This window comes from Rahnella sp. PAMC25617, from assembly GCF_050606005.1.
Classification (GTDB): Bacteria; Pseudomonadota; Gammaproteobacteria; order Enterobacterales; family Enterobacteriaceae; genus Rahnella; species Rahnella variigena.
This window is the reverse complement of the sequence record NZ_JBOCUM010000002.1, coordinates 54,170-75,400: the sequence shown is the minus strand read 5'-3', so window position 1 is coordinate 75,400 and position 21,231 is coordinate 54,170. Positions and strand designations below refer to the sequence as shown.

Genomic DNA, 21,231 nt, shown 5'->3' with positions numbered 1-21,231 from the left:
AAGCCACAAAATCCCACACTCTACCTGATTAAAATCGTCACGCAAACTAATTAACACGTAAACGCTCTTTTCGCCAATCCGTGCAAACTCTTGACTGTTTAGTACAAATAACAATCAACCGTTCAGGTGGATTACCCACAGCAGATTTGCGGTTTTCTCCGTCGCGGGATTACAATAACGTCAGCAATTATAGTGGGGAGTAAATATCATGCACGAAAATACATCGGCAATTAGTCGCGAAGCTTTACTGGTCGAGGCGAATAAGGTTATCCGTGAGCACGAAGATTACATGCACGGAATGCTGGCGACAGACGTTGAGCAGAAAGGCAATGTGCTGGTTTTCCGCGGGGAGTTTTTCATGGATGACGACGGTTTACCGACCAGAAAAACCACGGCGGTATTTAATATGTTTAAACATCTGGCGCATCTTTTTTCAGAAAAATACCATCTCGTCGATTAAGCGTAAAAAAAGACTAATAAAGGTTAACGTTACCGATTAACTCTTGCAGTAAATCGGGACAATAAAAAAGGGACAATAAAGTCCCTTTTTACTCTTAATGCTCAGCCAGAACGATTTATGCCCCGCCAGATCAGGCGTTACAATAACGGCTTCTGACTGCGCTGCAACCAGCGCAGAAACAGGCGATCGGCGCTTTCTGCCGCACTGCCGGTAAACCGGTCCATCATGCGTTTACGGCGGCTGTAACGCACCGCGATCACTTCATGATTTTTCATTTCAGCAATCAGTAAATCATCGCTGGTACCGATCGCGTCAATCAGACCATTTTCTCGTGCCTGCGTACCAAACCAGTGTTCGCCGGTCGCTACCGCATTAATGTCCAGTGAAGGACGGTTCTGATGCACGAATTCCTTGAACAGCACATGCGTTTCGTTCAGGTCTTCACGGAATTTCTCGCGCCCTTCCTCGGTGTTTTCACCCAGCAACGTCAGCGTCCGTTTGAACTCACCCGCCGTATGCAACTCAATATCGATGTCGTTCTTTTTCAGCAAACGGTTGAAGTTAGGGATTTGCGCCACAACACCGATGGAACCGATGATGGCAAACGGCGCGGCAACGATTCTGTCCGCCACGCACGCCATCATATAACCGCCGCTGGCCGCCACTTTATCCACGGCAACGGTCAGGCGGATCCCGCTCTGACGCAGGCGAACCAGCTGAGAGGCCGCAAGGCCATAACCGTGTACCACACCGCCAGGACTTTCGAGGCGCAACAGCACTTCGTCTTCCGGTGTCGCCACCGCCAGAACCGCCGAAATTTCTTCACGCAGCGACGTGACTTCGTGGGCGTCCATACTGCCTTTAAAATCGAGCACATACAGGCACGGTTTGCTTTTAGAGCCACCGGTTTTTGCCTGCAGTTTTTTCTGTTTTGCTTCCGCTTTGTCTTTTTTCTTCAGTTCCTTGCTACGAATTTTCAGCTCAGCAGGATTCATACGCGCACTGCGCATTTCACGTTGCATTTCGCGGTACTGTTCGCCTAAGTCGATCAGCTGTAACTCACCTTTGCTGTAAGATTTACGGTGACGAAGGCCAATCACCAGAATTATCAGTGCGCCGATGGCGATCACTACGGTCACAACTTTGGCCAAAAACAGCCCATAAAGAGAAAGTAAATCCACAAAACCGCCTTATCTATGTGGTCATAAAACCGTGGTCAGAAAGATGTTGAACATTCTAGACAATCGTCGCTGCGGCGTCTTGTTTGAATATGACATTGTCAATCGTACGTAAAACTGAGTGCGCCAGTGTTCCAATTTTGTTACAAAAGAACTGTCCGTTTTTAGGTTAATCATTGAAACTCATGCTCATTTGAGGCATACAAGCGGTGATCACTGCCAAAACACCCCAAATTTTCGCCAAAATGTCGGACCGCGGTTGAGCGCAATTTCTCCCGTTCCCGGCATTTTCGATATTAAGTGCGCCAGATGTGATGACGGCCATTTGCCGCCACATCGCACCCTGTTTAAGAGGACTAACTGTGCATTACCATCCTAAATCTGATTTGCTCAATAACCGCATTATTCTCATTACCGGCGCTGGCGACGGCATTGGTCGCGAAGCCGCCCTGACCTACGCCCGCTTCGGCGCGCAGCTGATTTTGCTGGGTCGCACTGAGAGCAAACTGGCCAGCGTGCAGCAGGAAATTGCGGCAAGAAACCTGCGCCCGGCTTTTATTTATGCACTGGATTTACTGACCGCCAGCCAGCAGGATTGCCAGCGCGTTGCCGATCAAATCGCGCAATGGGTACCGCATCTCGACGGCGTTTTGCACAATGCAGGCCTGCTGACTGAGATTACGCCGATGGCCGAAATTCAGTTGCAGGACTGGATGAACGTGATGCAGGTTAACGTGAATGCAACCTTTATGCTGACGCAGGCGTTACTGCCGCTGAAGCTGAAATCCGCCAGCTCTTCTCTGGTCTTCACCACCTCCAGCGTGGGACGCGAAGGTCGCAGCGGCTGGGGTGCCTACGCCGTGTCCAAATTCGCCACCGAAGGCATGATGCAGGTGCTGGCTGAAGAACATAAGCATACCGGTTTGCGCGTCAACTGCATCAATCCGGGCGGTACGCGCACCAGCATGCGTGCCTCGGCGTTCCCCGATGAAAACAAAGATAAACTCAAAACACCGGCCGACATCATGCCGTTGTATCTTTACCTGATGGGCGATGACAGCCGCCGTAAAACCGGTATCAGTTTTGATGCCCAGCCGGGGCGTAAAGCCGGTCCGGCAGAATAATCACGGAGCCACTGATGACCGAAGATCGCCACAAGCAGCGCCAGCAAAAACTGAAAGAACAGGTTGACGCACGTATTGATGCTGCCAAAGAACAGCGCGGCATTTTGATTGTTTTTACCGGCAACGGTAAGGGCAAAACCACCGCGGCCTTTGGTACCGTCACCCGCGCGGTCGGGCATGGTATGCGTGCGGCAGTGATCCAGTTTATCAAGGGTGAATGGCCGAACGGCGAGAAGAACCTGCTCGAGCCGCACGGCGTAGAATTTCAGGTGATGGCGACCGGTTTTACCTGGGAGACGCAGAATAAAGAGACCGATACCGAAGCCTGTCAGGCTGTCTGGCAGCACGGAAAACGCATGCTGGCCGATGCTGCGTTGGATCTGGTGGTGCTCGATGAACTGACCTACATGGTCAGTTTCGGCTATCTGGATTTACAGGATGTGGTGGATGCGCTGAATACCCGTCCGGCGCACCAGACGGTGATTATTACCGGACGTGGCTGTCATCGTGACCTGCTGGAAATGGCCGATACCGTCAGCGAACTGCGACCGGTAAAACATGCCTTTGACGCCGGTATTATGGCGCAACAGGGCATCGACTGGTGACGCCCTGTTTCACCGGTTAAAGCTCTATCTGACATTCTGCCAGCGTCGCCATTTCGTTATGAATCGCGCAGGCGGCATCAATCAGCGGTAACGCGAGCGCCGCGCCGCTGCCTTCGCCCAGCCGCAGGTTCAGATCAAAATACGGTGTCAGGCCCAGTGCTTCCAGCGCCAGCGTCGCGCCCTGTTCTGCCGAAAGATGTGAAGGAATGAGATAGGGTTTCAGCGCAGGCGCAATCTGGCATGCCGCCAGCGCGGATGCGTAAGAAAGAAAACCATCCAGCACCAGCGGAATACCGGCAGCTGCCGCTCCCATCATGGCACCCGCCATCGCCACCAGTTCAAAGCCCCCCACTTTCGCCATCACATCCATTGCATCTGACGGATCAGGCTGATTGACCGCAATGGCTTTTTCCACCACGCTGATTTTATGCGCCAGTCTGTCCGGTGGCAGATTAGCACCCAGTCCGACGGTTTGTGCAGGCTGAGCACCGGTCAGCACCGCGACCATCGCCGCTGCGGGCGTGGTGTTTGCCATACCGAGTTCGCCGACAGCCAGCAGCGATAAGCCGCTTTCAGCTTTAGCTATCACCCGTTCTGCACTCCAGATCAGCAATGACTCAGCCTGTTCGCGCGTCATCGCCGGGCCGGTGGCAATATTTCCCGTTCCCTGCGCCACTTTATGGTTGAGCGTACCAGGAATATCCGCCCCAATGATCCCGCAGTCAATCAGCGTAACCTGCGCACCGGCCGCTCTCGCCAGCACGGAAACCCCGGCTTTCCCCTGCACAATATTCACCGCCTGAATGGCAGTTACAACCTGCGGAGACGGCGTGACACCTTCCTGCCACACACCGTGATCGGCAGCCATCACCAGCACTTCTTTGCTCGGAAAATGCAACGGCTGATTGCCACGAATGGAGGCCAGCTGGATCGCCAGTTGTTCCAGGCGGCCAAGGCTGCCCAGCGGTTTAACCAGACTGTCGAGCCGTTGTGCCGCCTTCTGCGCGGCCTGTGTATCAGGTTCAGCAATCTGACGGAGGATATTTGCCAGCGAAGCCATCGGGTTGTCCTTATTATTTTAAAAAGTTAAATACCGCTGTCGTTAAAACGCTGGATCACACAAGCGCCATGACTGAGATCGATTTCACACAGGCAGCCCTGCTTAAACGGGAAGCGCCACATGTCGGAGGGTGCCAGTTTGAGCATCATCGCCAGCAACAGGCTGAGCGAACCCTGATGCGCTACGATCGCTAACCGGCTTACCTGTGGACGCAAATGCAGCTGCTGCAAAGCCTGACGGATACGCAGGGTGAAATCTGTAAAAGATTCGCCCTGCGGGACATCGGCCTTTTGCCAGTCCTGACACCAGGCCTGATAACCTTCAGCCTGCGAGGCTTCCAGCTCCTTGTGATGGCGCATTTCCCAGTCGCCAAACGCCATCTCTTGCAACAGAGGCTGAGTTTCCATCATCAGTTCGCGTCCGTGAGCAATTATCGCCGCTGTATCGCGGCTGCGGCGCATATCGGTGTGGATCAGCGCATCGAGTGGCACAGAAGCCAGCTGGCGGCCGACGTGCTGCGCCTGTCGCTCACCTTCAGCAGTCAGCGCAATGTCGCTGCTGCCGCAAAAAACGCCGCTTACGTTAGCCTGAGTTTGTCCGTGCCGTATCAGATACAGTTTCATTATTTTGTCCTTTATCTCAGTGCCATAGCAGGAAAAACAGGAAGACCAGTTCACTTAATTCGCACGCTGCCCCCAGGGTGTCACCGGTCTGACCGCCAATGCGGCTGGCAACAAAACGCCGGAAGCCGAAGACAAACAGCAGCGTCACCAGCAATGCAAACAGGGATGATAACCCGCCGATGAACAACACGAGCGCCGTCATCAGCAGCAATGTGACACCGAAGCGCCCTTCACTGATTTTACCGATAAATAAATTGCCCATTCCCGATTCGCGGGCATAAGCCTGACGGTACATCATCACCGCCATCATGCCCCGCCCGACAACCGGCGTGACGATAAGAAGCGCCAGCACCGGCAATCCGTCCGCACTCATCTGATAAATCAGCGCTGTCCGCAGTACAACGGCTACAATCAGCGCCAGCGCGCCATTAGTGCCGATGCGGCTGTCGCGCATGATTTCAAGGATCCGCTCGCGGCTGCGTACCGAAAACAAACCGTCGCAACTGTCAGCTAATCCGTCGAGATGCAGACCGCCGGTCAGCATAATGTGCGCGATGACAACGGCGATTGCCGCGACAAGCGCGCCGACATGCGGCATGACAGTCCACCATACCAGCGCGGTAAGTAAACCCATCACCAGTCCGACCAGCGGAAAACAGACAATCCCGCGGGAATACTCTTTCAGATCAACGCCGTCGCACCATCGTTCCTTCACCGGAATGCGGGTAAGAAACTGCAACATCGCCAGAAACTGCCGCCCAAAAGCCATAATAAATTCCCTTTTCTGAGTGGTTTTATTCCGATGTTTTTACCGGTAGCGGAATGCCGGAGACAATCAGGTAAACGTCGTCCGCTGCGGCGGCCAGTTGCTGATTTACCCGCCCGGCGATATCACGAAAACGCCGCGCCAGCAGGTTGTCCGGCACGATACCCATGCCCACTTCGTTGGTGACAATAATCACCTCGGATTCAGGATGTTGCGCAGCTTCCATCAGCTGTGCAACTTGCGCAAAAATGTGCTGTTCTATCGCGTCAAAATCCATCTCTTCCGGCGGTGTTTCACCGGCAATATCAAACAGAAGATTGGTGATAAGCGTCGTGATGCACTCGATAATAATGGTCGGAAACTGCGCCTGATGCGCACGCACAACATTACCCAGGTCACGATAGCTTTCAAAAGTATGCCAGTGAGCCGGACGTTGTTGCTGGTGATAACGGATGCGCTCCGCCATTTCGGCATCGGTCACGACCGAGGTGGCGATATACAGCACCTCGCCGCCACGTTTTTCAGCCACCTGCTCGGCAAAACGGCTTTTGCCGCTGCGGGCACCGCCGGTGATCAGCATCATAATCGGCTCCTTGCTTTCTGTTTGTTAATTCAACATTCGTCAGAAATGACGTTATGCCCTGAATTTTGAGCAAAAAAAACCGCAGTCACTGACTGCGGTTTATGAGCATAGACGCAAGTGCCTCGCTTGTCAGCGATTAACCCCGTTTTGCCGGTCCGGTTGCGCGACGTGCCGGTGCAACCTGAGTGTGGCGCTTAACAGCACGACGGATCTGGTTAGCTTTCACACGACGACGGTCACGTTCAACCGGCAGTTTGCTGACGGTTTCTTCGGTCATATCGACCAGTGTGCGCAGGTAGTTGATGTCTGGCAGATCCAGCTCTTTATAGCCGCCACGAGGCAGGCCTTTAGGCAGGTTCAGGTCACCATAACGCACGCGGATCAGACGGCTGACCTGCACGCCAACGGCTTCCCACAGACGACGAACTTCGCGGTTACGCCCTTCTGTCAGGGTCACGTTGTACCACTGGTTCAGGCCTTCACCGCCCTGGAATTTGATCGAGCGGAATGCCGCAGGACCGTCTTCCAGCTGCACGCCACGGCTCAGTTGTTTGATTTTTTCATCATCAACCTGACCGAACACACGTACAGCATATTCGCGCTCAACTTCACGGCTCGGGTGCATCAGGCGGTTAGCCAGTTCACCGTCGGTGGTGAATAACAGCAGGCCGGAGGTGTTAACGTCCAGACGCCCTACCGCAATCCAGCGTGAACCGCGCATTTTTGGCAGACGGTCAAAGACGGTCGGACGGCCTTCCGGATCACTGCGCGTACACAACTCGCCTTCCGGCTTGTAGTACGCCAGCACGCGGCAGACAGTGTCCTGAGATTCCATCACTGACAGAACGTGGCCATCAAGACGAATTTTGGTGCCGCCGGTGACTTCCACGCGGTCGCCCAGCGTAGAAATTTTACCGTCAACGCTGACGCGGCCCGCCTGGATCATCGCTTCAACTTCGCGACGTGAACCGTGGCCTGCACGCGCCAGGACTTTTTGCAGCTTTTCGCTTTGTCCTTCGGTGCTGTCCAGCGCGTTCTTCGGCTTCTGGTATTTCACTTCTTCTTCTTCGCCGTTTTCATCAAACAGCGCTTCAGCTTTAGGTTTGGTACCACGCGGTTTTAGCGGCGCGCGAGGTTTTTCACCACGGGCATTTTCCGGACGACCCGGTTTGCCTGTACGTGGTTTTTCAATACGGGAGTTCTCGGTGCGTGAATCGCCGCGGCCTGCGTCAGAACGTGGTTTGTCTGAACGCGGCTTGTCGCTGCGTGGTTTATCTGTACGTGGTTTGTCAGTACGTGGCTTTTCGCCGCGTTTTTCAGCCCGTGACGGTTCCGGACGGCTTTTAGCTGCGCCGGAATTTCTGCCACTTTTTGGCTTGTCACCAGATGGACGTGCCGGTTTGGCTTTATCGCTGGTGTGCTTCTGGGAATTATACTTCTCGCTCATTGAGCAGCCTCATTTGTCGCCTTCACAGGCGTCGGGGGGAGCCGGCAGCATGACGTGATTCGCCATCTGCCCGCCAAAATTCAGTTATTGCGTAGTGATACAACGACTTACAAAAAAGTCAGCCCGCCATTATACACATTTATCAGTAATTTGTATCCCGCTAAGGACGTTACAGGCTGATTATTTTTCAAACAAAATGCCACGTATGACTCACGGGAAGATCAGCGGAAAGGTGCCGGATCGCCCGCGCCTTCACGGATCACTTCCGGTGACGCTTCAGTCAGGTCAATCACCGTGGTCGGTTGCTGACCGAGGGATCCGCCGTCAATGACCAGATCAACCAGCTTGCCTAAATTATCCTTGATGTCTTCCGGATCAGATTCCGCAAAGTCATTGCCCGGCAGCATCAGCGTGGTGGACATCAGCGGCTCACCCAGTGCATCGAGTAATGCGACAGCAATCGGGTTTGACGGCACGCGCAGACCAATGGTTTTACGCTTCTCACTCATCAGGCGACGCGGCACTTCTTTGGTCGCTTTCAGAATGAAAGTGTAGTTACCCGGCGTGTTATTTTTGATCAGACGAAATGCCGAATTATCCACGTAAGCGTAAGTGGACAGCTCAGAGAGATCACGGCACATCAGAGTAAAGTTGTGGTTTCCGTCTAACTGACGGATGCGGCAAATGCGCTCCATCGCGTTCTTTTCTTCCAGACGACAACCCAGCGCATAGCCTGAGTCCGTCGGATAAACGATCACATTGCCCTTGCGCAGCAATTCAACCGCCTGATTAATCAGACGTAGCTGCGGATTTTCGGGGTGAATATAAAAATATTGACTCATTGTTCCCTCTTAATTCTTCTTCTGCGGTCGGGCTTCAGACCGGTTCAATTTCAGGCTGTTTCCCGGCGACCGGCCAGTGTTGCCATACCGGTTCAACGCCTGCGGGAAGCCAAAGTTTGCGCCCCAGCTCAATCCACGAACAAGGCTGATGAAAATCAGATCCCTGCGAGGCGAGCAAATTATAGTCACGGGCGTAAGCCGCCAGTTGCGCACGCTCATTGGGTGCCTGCTGACACTGCGCGACTTCCATGGCATCGCCGCCCTGTTCTGCAAAGAACGCGAGCAGGCGTTTCAGCCATTTTGTGGACAAGTCATAACGCCCCGGATGGGCGACCACGGCCTGTCCGCCAGACTGATGAATCGCATCAATCGCTTGTTCTATTGTACACCACTGTGGCGGAACGTAGCCGGTCTTGCCTTTGGCGAGGAATTTTTTGAACACCTGGGCGATATTGTCAGCCGCACCAAATTCCACCAGATAACGGGCAAAGTGCGCCCGGGTGACAGCACCGCCATCGGCCAGACGCAACGCGCCTTCCCATGCACCTTCGATACGCGCTTTCGCCAGACGACGGCCCATTTCCTGCGCACGTTGCTGACGCAAATCGGCCTGTACTTTCAGTAACGCGATCATCGCCGGATGCGAAGGGTCGATGCCCAGCCCGACGATGTGAATTTCATGGTTTTCCCACAATGTAGAAATTTCAACACCGTTCACCAGTTGCAACGGCAGCTGATTTTCAGCAATGGCCTGTGCCGCCCGCGCCAGCCCTTCGGTACTGTCGTGATCGGTGATCGCCAGAACGCCCACCCGCATTTCCACCGCACGCGAAACCAGGGCTTCCGGCGTTAAATAGCCGTCCGACGCCGTGGTATGGCTGTGAAGATCGTAAATCGTGAATGCAGTGCTGGTGGTCTGATCGTCTGCTGAAGATGAAGTGTTTACGGGTAAAGTCGTCGTCACGTGGGGAATTAACCTGTTTCGGAATGCAGCACCCATCATAACGCGTTAGGGCTTTTCACGTTAGGGATGATTTTCACCTGAACGTGATGCACTGCAACGGTGCGATAACACTTTTTGCACAAAACAGCCGCACTAAAGCGGGGAAGTGCATGAAAAAGAGGGTTGACTTTACATCGCTGAACTAGTTTACTAGTACGCAAGTTCACGGAACAGTTCAGAAATGAACAGCGTGACAAACCGATTCAGAAAGCTTACGTTTTAAAAACGTTAGCTTCATAAACAAACAAGAGTGTCTGATGATGAAAACTCACATGATGGCGGTTCTCAGCTGGTGGCGTACTTCCCTTTGGCGGGCGGAATAATCACGCATAGCTGTCATCAGACGCTGCAAGATTTCCGAAGCCCGCATAATGCGGGCTTTTTTGTGGCCGTCTATTTGAAATCTGTTTTACAGAAACGTTAAAAAATTTCAGGAAGCAAAATGACTATTCAGAAACCACGATTAGAATTGCTGACCGCAGAAGGAAGTTATCGCGGCGACCCGACGGCCATTTTCCACCAGCTTTGTGGCGCACGTCCGGCCACGCTGCTGCTTGAATCCTCAGAAGTGACCAGCAAAGAAAACCTGAAGAGCCTGTTGATTGTTGACAGCGCCCTGCGCATCACCGCGCTGGGTTCCCGGGTTTCCATTCAGGCACTGACCCCCAACGGCGCTTCTTTACTGTCACTGATTGACGCCGCATTACCGGCTGAAATCCGCAATGATGTTCGTCCGAACGGTCGCGAACTGAGCTTCCCGGTGATTGACCAGATGCAGGACGAAGATGCCCGTCTGCGTTCACGTTCCGTATTTGACGCACTGCGCAGCATTCTGACCTCAGTTGAAACGCCTGCTGATGAACGCGAGGCGATGTTCCTCGGCGGTCTGTTTGCTTATGACCTGGTCGCCGGTTTCGAAGATTTACCGCAACTGCCTTCTGACCAGCGCTGCCCGGATTTCTGTTTCTATCTGGCAGAAACCCTGCTGGTGCTTGACCATCAGAACCGCTCCTGCCGTTTGCAGGCCAGCTTGTTTACCCCTTCCGCTGAAGAGAAACAGCGCCTGCACGAGCGTCTGGAACAGTTGCAATATCAGCTGCAATTACCGGCGCACGCCATTCCGCATCAGAGCGTGCCGGAAATGCAACTGAGCGTGAACCAGAGTGACGAAGAGTTCGGTGCCGTTGTTGAGAAAATGAAAGTGGCGATCCGCGCCGGTGAAATTTTCCAGGTCGTGCCTTCACGTCGTTTCTCACTGCCGTGCCCTGCTCCGCTGGCCGCTTATGAAACGCTGAAAAACAACAACCCGAGCCCGTACATGTTTTTCATGCAGGACAACGATTTCACGTTGTTCGGCGCATCGCCTGAGAGCGCGCTGAAATATGACGCGACGAATCGCCAGATCGAAATCTATCCGATTGCAGGCACCCGCCCGCGCGGTCGCCGTGCTGACGGTTCACTGGATTTAGATCTCGACAGCCGTATCGAACTGGAAATGCGTACCGATCATAAAGAACTGGCCGAGCATCTGATGCTTGTGGATTTAGCGCGTAACGATCTGGCGCGTATCTGTGAGCCTGGTAGCCGTTACGTCGCCGACCTGACCAAAGTTGACCGTTATTCTTTCGTGATGCATCTGGTGTCCCGCGTGGTCGGCACACTGCGTCATGACCTCGACGTGCTGCATGCTTATCAGGCCGTCATGAATATGGGCACGCTGACCGGCGCACCGAAAGTTCGCGCCATGCAGTTGATTTCGGCCTCCGAGCAGACACGTCGTGGCAGTTACGGCGGCGCGGTTGGCTACTTCACCGCTCACGGTGATTTAGATACCTGCATCGTGATCCGCTCAGCCTATGTCGAAGACGGCATTGCCACCGTGCAGGCAGGCGGCGGCGTGGTGCTGGATTCCGTCCCGCAAGCTGAAGCCGACGAAACCCGTAATAAAGCCCGTGCAGTCCTGCGCGCCATCGCCACCGCCCACAATGCGAAAGAGGTATTTTAAGATGGCCGATATCTTACTCATCGATAACGTCGATTCCTTTACTTACAACCTCGTCGATCAGCTGCGTTCAAGTGGTCATAACGTGGTGATTTACCGCAATCAGATCCCGGCTGACGTGATTATTGAAAAACTCAGCCAGCTGGAAAAACCCGTGCTGGTGCTTTCTCCGGGTCCGGGTACGCCTTCCGAAGCGGGCTGCATGCCGGAACTGCTGAAACGTCTGCGCGGTCAGTTACCGATTATCGGTATCTGCCTGGGTCATCAGGCGATTGTCGAGACCTACGGCGGATTTGTAGGTCAGGCGGGTGAAATCCTGCACGGTAAAGCGTCTTCTGTTACGCATGACAACGAAGCGATGTTTGCCGGTATGAACAACCCGCTGCCGGTAGCACGTTATCACTCGCTGGTCGGCAGCCAGATCCCCGACGGTCTGACCGTTAACGCTCGTTTCGGCGAAATGGTGATGGCAGTGCGTCACGAAGAAGATCGCGTTTGCGGTTTCCAGTTCCATCCGGAATCCATCTTAACTTCACAGGGCGCCCGTCTGCTTGAGCAGACACTGGCCTGGGCTTTGGCGTAAGGAGAACTGTCATGAAAACGCAAACTATTCCCGGCATTCTCGAAAATCTGTTTCGCGCTCAGACAATGACGCAGGAAGAAAGCCAGCAGTTATTTACCGCCATCGTGAATGGCGAACTGGAACCGGCGCAGCTGGCCGGTGCATTAATCAGCATGAAAGTGCGTGGCGAACAACCGGCTGAAATCGCCGGTGCGGCCAAAGCGTTGCTGGCACACGCGGAACCGTTCCCGCGCCCTGATTATCAGTTCGCAGACATTGTCGGCACCGGCGGCGACGGCACCAACAGCATCAACATTTCTACCGCCAGCGCCTTTGTGGCGGCGGCGTGTGGCGCTCGTGTGGCGAAACACGGTAACCGCAGCGTGTCCAGCCGTTCGGGCTCGTCGGATTTACTGGCGGCGTTTGGTATCCGTCTGGATATGCCAGCGGAAGAATCCCGCGCCGCGCTGGATGACCTGAACGTGTGTTTCCTGTTCGCACCGCAATATCACACTGGTTTTCGCCATGCGATGCCGGTACGCAAAGCACTGAAAACCCGCACGCTGTTTAACGTGCTGGGTCCGCTGATTAATCCGGCACGTCCGCCGCTGGCGCTGATTGGCGTGTACAGCCCGGAGCTGGTGCAGCCGATTGCCGAAACATTGCGTGCGCTGGGTTATGAACGTGCGGCAGTGGTTCACGGCGGCGGAATGGATGAGGTTGCTATCCACGCAGCCACACAGGTTGCCGAGCTAAAAGACGGTAAAATCACCACTTATGAACTGACTCCGCAGGACTTCGGTCTGGATAATTATCCGATTGAATCCTTGCTGGGCGGCGAGCCGGAAGAAAACCGTGACATTCTGGCACGCTTATTACAAGGTAAAGGAGATCCGGCCCATGAAGCCGCGGTAGCCGTCAATGTGGCGATGTTACTGCGTCTGTTCGGTCAGGAAGACTTAAAGCAAAACGCACAACAGGCTTTGGCCGTCATGCGCAGCGGTGAACCTTACCAGCGCGTGCTGGCATTGGCAGCAAGAGGATAAGTGATGCAGCAGGAAACCGTGCTCCACAAAATTGTTCGCGACAAGGAAATTTGGGTCGCGGCACGTAAAGAACAACAACCGCTGGCCAGCTTTCAGAACGAAATAACTCAGAGCCAGCGCAGTTTCTACCATGCCCTGCAAGGTGCCAGAACGGCCTTTATTCTGGAGTGTAAACAAGCCTCTCCGTCGAAAGGGAAGATCCGCGAAAACTTCGATCCGGTAGAAATCGCCAGTGTTTATAAAGACCATGCTTCCGCCATTTCAGTATTAACCGATGAGAAATACTTCCAGGGCAGTTTTGATTTCCTGCCGCTGGTCAGCAAAACCGTCACACAACCGGTGCTGTGCAAAGATTTTATTATCGACCCGTATCAGATCCATCTGGCCCGCTTTTATCAGGCAGATGCGATTTTGCTGATGCTGTCAGTGCTGGATGATGACCAGTACGTTCAGCTCGCCGCCGTCGCTCACAGCCTGAATATGAGCGTACTGACCGAAGCGAGTAATGAAGAAGAACTGGATCGCGCCGTTAAGCTGAAAGCGAAAGTGGTCGGTATCAATAACCGCGACCTGCGCGATTTGTCCATCGACCTGAACCGCACCCGTGAACTGGCACCGCGCGTTCCGCACGGTGTGACGGTCATCAGTGAATCCGGCATTAATACTTACGGGCAAATTCGTGAGCTCAGCCGCTTCGCCAATGGTTTCCTGATTGGCAGCGCGCTGATGTCAGAACAAGATTTGTCCGCTGCCGTGCGTCGTGTACTGCTCGGTGATAATAAAGTCTGCGGCCTGACCCGCGCTGAGGACGCCAAAGCGGCGTACGACGCCGGTGCCATTTATGGCGGACTGATTTTTGTCGAAACCTCACCGCGTTTCGTCACACAAACGCTGGCGAAAGAAGTCCAGAACGGCGCGCCGCTGAAATATGTCGGCGTGTTCCGCGATGAAACCGTCAGTACAGTGGTACAAACCGCAGAGACTCTGAAACTGACCGCCGTGCAACTTCACGGCGATGAGAGCCAGGCCTATATCGATGAACTGCGCGCAACGCTGCCGGAAACAGTGCAGATCTGGAAAGCGCTGAGCGTCAAAGAAACATTGCCCGCGCGCAACCTGAACCACGTGGATCGTTACGTGCTCGACAACGGCAAAGGCGGCACCGGTTATCGTTTCGACTGGAGTAAACTGGCCGGTCACGATCTCAGCAATACGTTACTCGCCGGTGGCCTGAGCGCAGATAACTGCGTCGAAGCTGCACAACTCGGTTGTGCAGGGCTGGATTTCAACTCCGGTGTTGAAAGCGAGCCGGGCATCAAAGATGCCGAAAAAATTACCGCCGTATTCCAGACATTGCGGGCGTACTAAGCCGCACGCAATGACGCAAAAATTGACAGACAGGACGGAATAACATGACTTTACTTAATCCCTACTTCGGCGAATTTGGCGGCCAGTATGTTCCGCAAATTCTGATGCCTGCGCTGGTCCAGCTGGAAGAAGCCTTTGTCAGCGCACAGCGCGACCCTGAGTTTCAGGCTGAATTTATTGATTTGCTGAAAAACTACGCAGGTCGCCCGACGGCGCTGACACTGTGCAAAAACCTCACCGCCGGTACTAAAACCAAGCTGTATCTTAAGCGTGAAGATTTGCTGCACGGCGGCGCGCATAAGACTAACCAGGTGTTGGGTCAGGCATTGCTGGCAAAACGCATGGGCAAAACAGAAATCATTGCTGAAACCGGTGCCGGCCAGCACGGTGTGGCATCGGCTCTGGCCTGCGCCCTGCTCGGTCTGAAATGCCGCATTTATATGGGTGCCAAAGACATTGAGCGTCAGTCGCCAAACGTGTTCCGTATGCGCCTGATGGGTGCGGAAGTGATCCCGGTACACAGCGGTTCATCCACGCTGAAAGATGCCTGTAATGAGGCACTGCGTGACTGGTCAGGCAGCTATGAAACAGCACACTACATGCTGGGCACCGCAGCAGGTCCGCATCCGTATCCGACTATCGTGCGCGAATTCCAGCGCATGATCGGCGAAGAAACCAAATCCCAGATGCAGGAACGCGAAGGCTGTCTGCCGGATGCGGTGATTGCCTGCGTCGGTGGCGGTTCCAATGCCATTGGCATGTTTGCCGATTTCATCGACGACACCAGCGTGAAACTGATTGGGGTTGAACCGGGTGGTCTGGGTATCGAAACCGGACAACACGGCGCGCCGCTTAAACACGGTCACGTCGGCATTTATTTCGGCATGAAAGCGCCAATGATGCAGACGTCTGAAGGTCAGATTGAAGAGTCCTACTCGATTTCAGCCGGTCTGGATTTCCCGTCTGTCGGCCCGCAACACGCCTTCCTCAACAGTATCGGCCGTGCAGAATATGTGTCGATTACCGATGATGAAGCGCTGGATGCCTTTAAAGAATTGTCCCGTCATGAAGGGATTATTCCTGCGCTGGAATCCTCACACGCGCTGGCTTATGCGTTGAAACTGATCAAGGAAACGCCAGAGAAAGAACAAATCCTGGTCGTGAATTTGTCAGGTCGCGGCGACAAAGACATTTTCACCGTACACGACATCCTGACTGCCCGGGGAGAAATTTAATGGAACGTTATCAGCAATTATTCAAGCGTCTGGAAAGCAAAAAAGAAGGTGCATTTGTTCCTTTCGTTACGCTGGGCGATCCGGGCGTTGAGCTTTCCCTGTCCATCATCGACACGCTGATTGAAGCGGGTGCGGATGCGCTGGAACTGGGGATCCCGTTCTCTGACCCGCTGGCTGACGGCCCGACGATTCAGAATGCTAACCTGCGCGCTTTCGCAGCGGGTGTGACACCGACGCAGTGTTTCAATATGCTCGCACGCATCCGTGAAAAGCACCCGGACATTCCGATTGGCCTGCTGATGTACGCCAATCTGGTGTTCCACAACGGTATCGAAACCTTCTATCAGCGTTGCGCTGAAGTGGGCGTCGATTCTGTGCTGGTGGCCGATGTGCCGTTTGAAGAATCCACGCCGTTCCGCGCCGCTGCATTGCGACACGGTATTGCGCCAATTTTCATCTGCCCGCCAAATGCGTCGGATGACTTGCTGCGTGAGATTTCTTCTCATGGTCGCGGCTACACCTATTTGCTGTCCCGCGCTGGCGTTACCGGTACGGAGAAGCGCGCGCTGACGCCGCTGAATCACATGGTTGATAAGTTGCGGGAATACAATGCCGCGCCACCATTGCAGGGCTTTGGTATTTCTGAACCTTCACAGGTGAAAGAAACGCTGGCCGCAGGCGCAGCCGGTGCGATTTCCGGTTCAGCGACAGTGCGTATCATCGAAAACAACCAGCATCAGCCTTCTGAAATGCTGGCTCAGCTTTCCCGCTTTGTCAGTGAAATGAAGGCCGCAACCCGCGCATAACCTTCTCTAAAACAGAACCTCAGTCATACAGTGACTAAGGTTCTGTTTCTTTTAATTTCTTACTTTTTTTTACCCCGCTTAATTTGTATTACCCATTTCAATAATCCAAACTAAAATTACTCTGCAGATCAATGATACTGTACGTGAGAGAGATATCATCTGCTCAGTTAAACGTTTGTTTCTTTTGGTTTTATAACAAATCATGGAGAGTTATTTTATGAAGCTATTCAAAACATTGTCCGCATTCTGCATGGCAGCCGTTGTGGTCATGGCCGTTGCCGCTTGTGCACCGACTAAAAAATCAGAAGGAACCGGTGGTTACATCGATGACACTGTTGTCACAACAAAAGTAAAATCAGCCCTGCTGGCCGATAAAACGATTAAATCCACTGAGATTAGCGTCGAGACCTTTAAAGGCCGCGTGCAGTTAAGTGGTTTTGTGACGTCAACAGCGGATGCAAACCGTGCGGTAGAAGTGACGCGTGGCGTTGCAGGTGTACGTTCGATTGAAAATGATATGCGGGTGAAATAAGCCAGCAAATGCGGTAAACTGAAAAGCGAAGAGGCGCCGAAGCGCCTCTTTTTTTTTGTGTTTTTTTCTTTAAAATCAGAAACGATAGCCGACGCCAAACATAAAGACCCACGGATCGATCCGGGTGTTGATGTTTTGCTGCTCACCACCGGCTTTGAATTTAACTTCCGTATCAATATCCATCCACCACACAGACATGTTGATTAACCAGTTGTCGTCCAGGTTGTAATCCAGACCCGCCTGCGTTGCCACGCCCCATGAATCTTTGACGCTTAAATCAGACAGCCCGGCATCACGCCCGGTCTGGTTGAAATCCGTGTCATAGAACGTGGTGTAGTTGATACCCACACCGAGGTAAGGACGCAATTTGTCCTGTCTGTCACCGAAGTAATACTGCGCCATCAATGAGGGCGGCAACTGCTTCACTTCTGCGATTGTCCCGGTACTTTGCAAACCGACTTTGTGCTGGAACGGCGTCGCGGCCAGCAACTCCATGCCGATATTGTCGGTGAACATGTAGCCCAGCGTTAAGCCCATCTGGGTATTGTTGTTGATATTAAATGACCCCAGACCCAGCACGTTATCCGAACCTTCTGTCGGACGTACCGTGGCTGTACCTACGCGAAAAATCACATCCCCTGCCTGATGTGCGCTCGCGACTGCCGGAAATGCCGCTGCTGCGACTAATGCCCAATATGCTGCTTTCATTGTCCCTTCCCTTTGTGTGGATTATTTATCAACCGCGCGAATGATACCTACTCTTTGGTATGGTTTGATCAATGCGAGATCACATCTTTAAAACAAAAAGTAAGAAAATGCATCTTCCGCAAAGCGATCTAAATCTATAAAAACAAAGGAATTGATCTACATCAAAAATGAGGGGATTTTGTAGATTTGTTAACAGGTATAATTTCAGTTGCTAAAAAAATAGCGTTGCGAAATTTGCATACACAAGTTGGTTTTAAAATGGTGCCGTGCGCTGAATACGAATTTACTGGCGATTGTTCTCAGTCACCTCAGCGACGTTTACGCAGAGATTCATCAGGCAGACTGACAGGAAATCAGCGCAAAACTATCGGCGGAGTATATTTAAAGGGTACAATCGCCGCCTTATTGATTTTTGCTTTTTGCCAAGGAGCGTCCATGTCTATCACGGCCAGTACGTTGTACCGTGACAGTTATAATTTTATGCGTAATCAGATGAGTAGCGTTTTGGCGCTCTCGGTTCTGGCCGCATTGATTACCGTCATATTGAGCTGGGTTTTAAGTCCTTCCGCTGAGCAGATCGATGCTATCGGCCAACTGATGAGCAACATGACCGGCATGAGCGTCGGCGATATGATGGGTTATATCGAACAACAGATTACTCCGGAGCAGCAAAGCGCTATTTTCCGCTATAGCCTGGCAGCACTGTTTTCCACCCTGGCTGGTAACGTCATTCTGGTCGGCGGCGTATTAACGCTCATTCAGCTGGTTTCTCAGGGTGTACGCGCCAGTGTCGTTCAGGTGATGACCGCTTCCCTGCCGGTTCTGCCGCGTCTGGCTATTTTGCTCTTCATTTACAGCGTGATGTTCCGTATCGGGCTGGCACTGCTGTTTGTTCCTGCTTTCCTGATTGCGATTGCATGGGCGTTATCCCCGGTTATCGCGTGCAAAGAGAACACGGGTGCCTTCAAAGCGATGCGCCTGAGTACACGTCTGGCCTTCTCAAATGTACGTCTTGTGGCACCGGCTGTGATGTTGTGGATTGTGGCACAAGTGGTTCTGATGCTGTTTGTCGGCGTTCTGAGCGCACTCAATCCGATGATTGGCGCCGTTATTCTCGGCGCAGTCAGCAATATCATCAGTGCATTTATGCTCATTTATCTGTTCCGTCTTTACATGAAATTACATGCATAATATAGACATACGTTTTTAAGGGGCGCTCCGGCGCCCTTTTCTTTTGTCCGTGAAATGATTCCGGTATAGTCATCCCATACATAAAACATGGAATGAAGTATGAAGCAGCTCCTCGATTTTCTTCCCCTGATTGTCTTTTTTGTGGTTTATAAGCTTTACGACATCTTTGTCGCATCAGGCGCGTTAATCGCTGCCACCGCGTTAGCGTTAGTGATCACCTGGATTCTGTACCGTAAAATCGAGAAGATGACGTTAATCACCTTCGCGATGGTGGCGGTTTTCGGCACCCTGACCCTGGTTTTCCATAATGATGAATTCATTAAATGGAAAGTGACCGTGATTTACGTCCTGTTCTCCGGCGCATTGCTGATCAGTCAGCTGGTGCTGAAAAAGCCGTTAATCCAGCGTATGTTGGGTAAAGAGCTGACATTGCCGGATCACGTGTGGAATAAACTGAACATCAGCTGGGCGATCTTTTTCCTGCTGTGCGGCCTGGCGAACATCTATGTCGCCTTCTGGTTGCCACAGAATATTTGGGTCAACTTCAAGGTCTTTGGCCTGACAGCCCTGACGCTGGTATTTACGCTGTTAAGTGGTATCTATATTTACCGGCATATGCCGGATGATGAAAAAAAATAAGCATTTTTTTGCACAGGCCTTTCTTTGAAAGGCCTTAATCTTTTGACAGTGTGAAGCCCAATACATGAACGAAAAACATAGCTTACCCAATGGTGAAATGGTGTTGCGTACGCTGGCTATGCCCGCTGACACCAATGCAAACGGTGATATTTTTGGCGGCTGGCTGATGTCACAGATGGACATGGGCGGTGCGATCCAGGCGAAGGAAATCGCTAAAGGTCGCGTCGTGACGGTTCGCGTTGATGGCATGACATTCCTCAAGCCGGTCGCGGTCGGTGATGTGGTGTGCTGTTATGCCCGTTGTATCCGTACCGGCAACAGCTCGATTACCATCAATGTTGAAGTCTGGGTGAAGAAAGTCTCTTCTGAGCCTATCGGACAGCGTTACAGAGCCACTGAAGCGGTCTTTACCTATGTCGCCGTGGATGACGAAGGCAAATCACGTCAGTTGCCGGATGGACGCAGTAATTTCAGCGTTGATTCAGACGGTGTTTCTCAGGACTGAGTGATTTCCTTAAACGCTGAAAAACGAAAAGGTCGCCTTGAGGGGCGACCTTTTTTATTGTGCTGAACGTCAGAATCCGCAGCAGGTGTTACTCCACACTGCTGCCGCCTTTGATTTTGAACACCAGATTAACAATCAGGTTGCTCGCCGCTTTAGGCTCATAACGCCATTTGTTCATCGCCTGCTTCACTTCACGCTCAAACATGTTGCGTGGTTCGGCTGACAACACGCGGATATTCTGCACGCGACCGTCGCTGTCTACATCAAACTGCACACGTACACGACCTTCGATACGCAGGGCCAAAGCACGTGCCGGATAACCAGGCTGCCCGCGTTGCAGCGGACGTGGCCCGCTGTCACTTTTTGCATTGGTTGACGCTGGCGGCTGACTGAACGGTTTGTTTACCGGCTGATTGCTGGTCACCGGCGCGGTTTGCGCGGTTTGCACCGTTTGCGTCGGTTTTTCTACCGGACGTTCAACAGGCTTAACCTTCGGTTTCACCACGGGTTTTTTAACCGGCTTCGGTTTGGGTTTCGGTGGTTCAGGGATCACCACGGCTTCTGGCGGAGGTGGCGGCTCAGGCACCACTTCCGGCTCAGGCTCGGGTTCAGGTGGCGTCGGTTCAGCCTGAGGCGGCGGCGGAGGTGGCGCAAAGTCAGCGGGATTGACCATCGTCACACTCATCACCTTTTGTTCCTGCGTCGGCAATTTGATCGACTCACCGACTGTCATATACAAAACGCCGGCGATAACAGCGACATGCAAACTGACAGCAAGCGCAACCGGAATCGTAACCTTGCGGATAAATCTAAACTTTTTTAGCGGCATAATGATTCATTTTCCCCGTGAAGCCGCAAGTTTAAATGTAAATAGCAATCATATTCAACACCGAGATGACAACTATTCTCAAATAACCTTTGCTTTGATCCTACGCAAAGCACTTTC

At 52.9% G+C, this 21,231-nt stretch carries 21 protein-coding genes, 1 pseudogene and 1 other annotated feature; of the genes and pseudogenes, 12 read left to right on the top strand and 10 right to left on the bottom strand.

The features are described 5' to 3' along the window. Positions 1–208 precede the first annotated feature (208 nt). The gene (locus ACM615_RS01190; protein ID WP_112288850.1) at positions 209–460 is read left to right on the top strand and encodes a YciN family protein; all 252 of its coding nucleotides are present in this window, start codon (positions 209–211) and stop codon (positions 458–460) included. Positions 461–597: 137 nt separating this feature from the next. Here the strand turns inward: ACM615_RS01190 and sohB are convergent, their stop codons facing one another. After that, the gene (gene sohB, locus ACM615_RS01185) at positions 598–1,641 is read right to left on the bottom strand and encodes a protease SohB (protein WP_431011305.1); all 1,044 of its coding nucleotides are present in this window, start codon (positions 1,639–1,641) and stop codon (positions 598–600) included. A gap of 359 nt (positions 1,642–2,000) precedes the next feature. Between sohB and ACM615_RS01180 the strand changes: the two genes are divergently transcribed. Together ACM615_RS01180 and cobO are read left to right on the top strand one after the other, a co-directional pair. Then, the gene (locus ACM615_RS01180; RefSeq protein ID WP_431011304.1) at positions 2,001–2,762 is read left to right on the top strand and encodes a YciK family oxidoreductase; all 762 of its coding nucleotides are present in this window, start codon (positions 2,001–2,003) and stop codon (positions 2,760–2,762) included. A 14-nt stretch (positions 2,763–2,776) separates the two neighbouring features. Beyond that, a complete protein-coding gene (gene cobO, locus ACM615_RS01175; RefSeq protein WP_431011303.1) occupies positions 2,777–3,367 on the top strand; it encodes a cob(I)yrinic acid a,c-diamide adenosyltransferase in 591 nt (196 codons plus the stop codon). A 16-nt stretch (positions 3,368–3,383) separates the two neighbouring features. Here cobO and cobT read toward each other — a convergent pair whose 3' ends face one another. The 7 genes from cobT to rnm all read right to left on the bottom strand — a co-directional run bounded on the left by cobT (position 3,384) and on the right by rnm (position 9,652). Continuing rightward, complete coding sequence (cobT, locus tag ACM615_RS01170; protein WP_159281063.1) at positions 3,384–4,427, bottom strand: nicotinate-nucleotide--dimethylbenzimidazole phosphoribosyltransferase; 1,044 nt, start codon at positions 4,425–4,427, stop codon at positions 3,384–3,386. Between the two features lie 26 nt (positions 4,428–4,453). Then, positions 4,454–5,050 carry an alpha-ribazole phosphatase gene (cobC, locus tag ACM615_RS01165; protein WP_112288845.1) on the bottom strand — a complete coding sequence of 199 codons (597 nt, stop codon included), beginning with the start codon at positions 5,048–5,050 and terminating at the stop codon, positions 4,454–4,456. Between the two features lie 16 nt (positions 5,051–5,066). Next, positions 5,067–5,819, bottom strand: coding sequence for an adenosylcobinamide-GDP ribazoletransferase (cobS, locus tag ACM615_RS01160; RefSeq protein WP_431011302.1), 753 nt, complete (start codon positions 5,817–5,819; stop codon positions 5,067–5,069). A 25-nt stretch (positions 5,820–5,844) separates the two neighbouring features. After that, positions 5,845–6,399, bottom strand: a complete 555-nt coding sequence (gene cobU, locus ACM615_RS01155) for a bifunctional adenosylcobinamide kinase/adenosylcobinamide-phosphate guanylyltransferase (RefSeq protein ID WP_132965970.1) — start codon at positions 6,397–6,399, stop codon at positions 5,845–5,847. A 136-nt stretch (positions 6,400–6,535) separates the two neighbouring features. After that, complete coding sequence (gene rluB, locus ACM615_RS01150) at positions 6,536–7,456, bottom strand: 23S rRNA pseudouridine(2605) synthase RluB (protein WP_240783389.1); 921 nt, start codon at positions 7,454–7,456, stop codon at positions 6,536–6,538. Between the two features lie 611 nt (positions 7,457–8,067). Beyond that, on the bottom strand, positions 8,068–8,688 hold the full coding sequence (locus ACM615_RS01145; RefSeq protein ID WP_431011301.1) for an L-threonylcarbamoyladenylate synthase: 621 nt from the start codon (positions 8,686–8,688) through the stop codon (positions 8,068–8,070). 34 nt (positions 8,689–8,722) lie between these two features. Further along, on the bottom strand, positions 8,723–9,652 hold the full coding sequence (gene rnm / locus ACM615_RS01140) for an RNase RNM (protein WP_181955482.1): 930 nt from the start codon (positions 9,650–9,652) through the stop codon (positions 8,723–8,725). Between the two features lie 323 nt (positions 9,653–9,975). After that, positions 9,976–10,078 (top strand) — a sequence feature (Trp leader region). Positions 10,079–10,133: 55 nt separating this feature from the next. On the opposite strand from rnm, the gene ACM615_RS01135 reads away from it, so the two are divergent. From ACM615_RS01135 to ACM615_RS01110, 6 genes and pseudogenes are all read left to right on the top strand, one after another. Then, entirely contained in the window at positions 10,134–11,696 is a 1,563-nt protein-coding gene (locus ACM615_RS01135; RefSeq protein WP_431011300.1) for an anthranilate synthase component 1, read from the top strand. A gap of 1 nt (position 11,697) precedes the next feature. Then, positions 11,698–13,301 (top strand): annotated as a pseudogene (gene trpD / locus ACM615_RS01130) (bifunctional anthranilate synthase glutamate amidotransferase component TrpG/anthranilate phosphoribosyltransferase TrpD). Between the two features lie 3 nt (positions 13,302–13,304). Next, the gene (gene trpCF / locus ACM615_RS01125; protein WP_431011299.1) at positions 13,305–14,669 is read left to right on the top strand and encodes a bifunctional indole-3-glycerol-phosphate synthase TrpC/phosphoribosylanthranilate isomerase TrpF; all 1,365 of its coding nucleotides are present in this window, start codon (positions 13,305–13,307) and stop codon (positions 14,667–14,669) included. Between the two features lie 44 nt (positions 14,670–14,713). Next, positions 14,714–15,904 (top strand): tryptophan synthase subunit beta, encoded by a 1,191-nt coding sequence (trpB, locus tag ACM615_RS01120; protein WP_112288837.1) that lies wholly within the window; start codon positions 14,714–14,716, stop codon positions 15,902–15,904. Next, positions 15,904–16,710, top strand: a complete 807-nt coding sequence (trpA, locus tag ACM615_RS01115) for a tryptophan synthase subunit alpha (RefSeq protein WP_112288836.1) — start codon at positions 15,904–15,906, stop codon at positions 16,708–16,710. Before trpB ends, trpA begins: the two co-directional genes overlap by 1 nt. Positions 16,711–16,927: 217 nt before the next feature. Then, the gene (locus ACM615_RS01110; RefSeq protein WP_095921655.1) at positions 16,928–17,242 is read left to right on the top strand and encodes a BON domain-containing protein; all 315 of its coding nucleotides are present in this window, start codon (positions 16,928–16,930) and stop codon (positions 17,240–17,242) included. A 75-nt stretch (positions 17,243–17,317) separates the two neighbouring features. Here ACM615_RS01110 and ompW read toward each other — a convergent pair whose 3' ends face one another. Beyond that, positions 17,318–17,950: an outer membrane protein OmpW gene (gene ompW, locus ACM615_RS01105; protein WP_112288835.1), complete on the bottom strand. Its 633-nt coding sequence runs from the start codon at positions 17,948–17,950 to the stop codon at positions 17,318–17,320. A gap of 435 nt (positions 17,951–18,385) precedes the next feature. Between ompW and ACM615_RS01100 the strand changes: the two genes are divergently transcribed. The 3 genes from ACM615_RS01100 (at position 18,386) to yciA (ending at position 20,285) form a co-directional block, all read left to right on the top strand. Beyond that, the gene (locus ACM615_RS01100) at positions 18,386–19,141 is read left to right on the top strand and encodes a YciC family protein (protein WP_112288834.1); all 756 of its coding nucleotides are present in this window, start codon (positions 18,386–18,388) and stop codon (positions 19,139–19,141) included. 99 nt (positions 19,142–19,240) lie between these two features. Next, positions 19,241–19,780 (top strand): septation protein A, encoded by a 540-nt coding sequence (locus ACM615_RS01095; protein ID WP_112288833.1) that lies wholly within the window; start codon positions 19,241–19,243, stop codon positions 19,778–19,780. A gap of 64 nt (positions 19,781–19,844) precedes the next feature. After that, positions 19,845–20,285, top strand: coding sequence for an acyl-CoA thioester hydrolase YciA (gene yciA / locus ACM615_RS01090; RefSeq protein WP_013575935.1), 441 nt, complete (start codon positions 19,845–19,847; stop codon positions 20,283–20,285). 88 nt (positions 20,286–20,373) lie between these two features. On the opposite strand, the gene ACM615_RS01085 is transcribed toward yciA, so the two are convergent. Beyond that, positions 20,374–21,114 carry an energy transducer TonB gene (locus ACM615_RS01085; RefSeq protein WP_431011298.1) on the bottom strand — a complete coding sequence of 247 codons (741 nt, stop codon included), beginning with the start codon at positions 21,112–21,114 and terminating at the stop codon, positions 20,374–20,376. Positions 21,115–21,231 lie beyond the last annotated feature (117 nt).

Coding starts and splice junctions, on each gene's coding strand:
- ACM615_RS01095 (WP_112288833.1), top strand. CDS start 19,241: ATGAAGCAGCTCCTCGATTTTCTTCCCCTGATTGTCTTTTTTGTGGTT.
- trpCF (WP_431011299.1), top strand. CDS start 13,305: ATGCAGCAGGAAACCGTGCTCCACAAAATTGTTCGCGACAAGGAAATT.
- cobT (WP_159281063.1), bottom strand. CDS start 4,427: ATGGCTTCGCTGGCAAATATCCTCCGTCAGATTGCTGAACCTGATACA.
- cobU (WP_132965970.1), bottom strand. CDS start 6,399: ATGATGCTGATCACCGGCGGTGCCCGCAGCGGCAAAAGCCGTTTTGCC.
- ACM615_RS01085 (WP_431011298.1), bottom strand. CDS start 21,114: ATGCCGCTAAAAAAGTTTAGATTTATCCGCAAGGTTACGATTCCGGTT.
- cobC (WP_112288845.1), bottom strand. CDS start 5,050: ATGAAACTGTATCTGATACGGCACGGACAAACTCAGGCTAACGTAAGC.
- cobS (WP_431011302.1), bottom strand. CDS start 5,819: ATGGCTTTTGGGCGGCAGTTTCTGGCGATGTTGCAGTTTCTTACCCGC.
- trpA (WP_112288836.1), top strand. CDS start 15,904: ATGGAACGTTATCAGCAATTATTCAAGCGTCTGGAAAGCAAAAAAGAA.
- ACM615_RS01110 (WP_095921655.1), top strand. CDS start 16,928: ATGAAGCTATTCAAAACATTGTCCGCATTCTGCATGGCAGCCGTTGTG.
- ompW (WP_112288835.1), bottom strand. CDS start 17,950: ATGAAAGCAGCATATTGGGCATTAGTCGCAGCAGCGGCATTTCCGGCA.
- ACM615_RS01100 (WP_112288834.1), top strand. CDS start 18,386: ATGTCTATCACGGCCAGTACGTTGTACCGTGACAGTTATAATTTTATG.
- trpB (WP_112288837.1), top strand. CDS start 14,714: ATGACTTTACTTAATCCCTACTTCGGCGAATTTGGCGGCCAGTATGTT.
- cobO (WP_431011303.1), top strand. CDS start 2,777: ATGACCGAAGATCGCCACAAGCAGCGCCAGCAAAAACTGAAAGAACAG.
- ACM615_RS01190 (WP_112288850.1), top strand. CDS start 209: ATGCACGAAAATACATCGGCAATTAGTCGCGAAGCTTTACTGGTCGAG.
- ACM615_RS01135 (WP_431011300.1), top strand. CDS start 10,134: ATGACTATTCAGAAACCACGATTAGAATTGCTGACCGCAGAAGGAAGT.
- ACM615_RS01145 (WP_431011301.1), bottom strand. CDS start 8,688: ATGAGTCAATATTTTTATATTCACCCCGAAAATCCGCAGCTACGTCTG.
- yciA (WP_013575935.1), top strand. CDS start 19,845: ATGAACGAAAAACATAGCTTACCCAATGGTGAAATGGTGTTGCGTACG.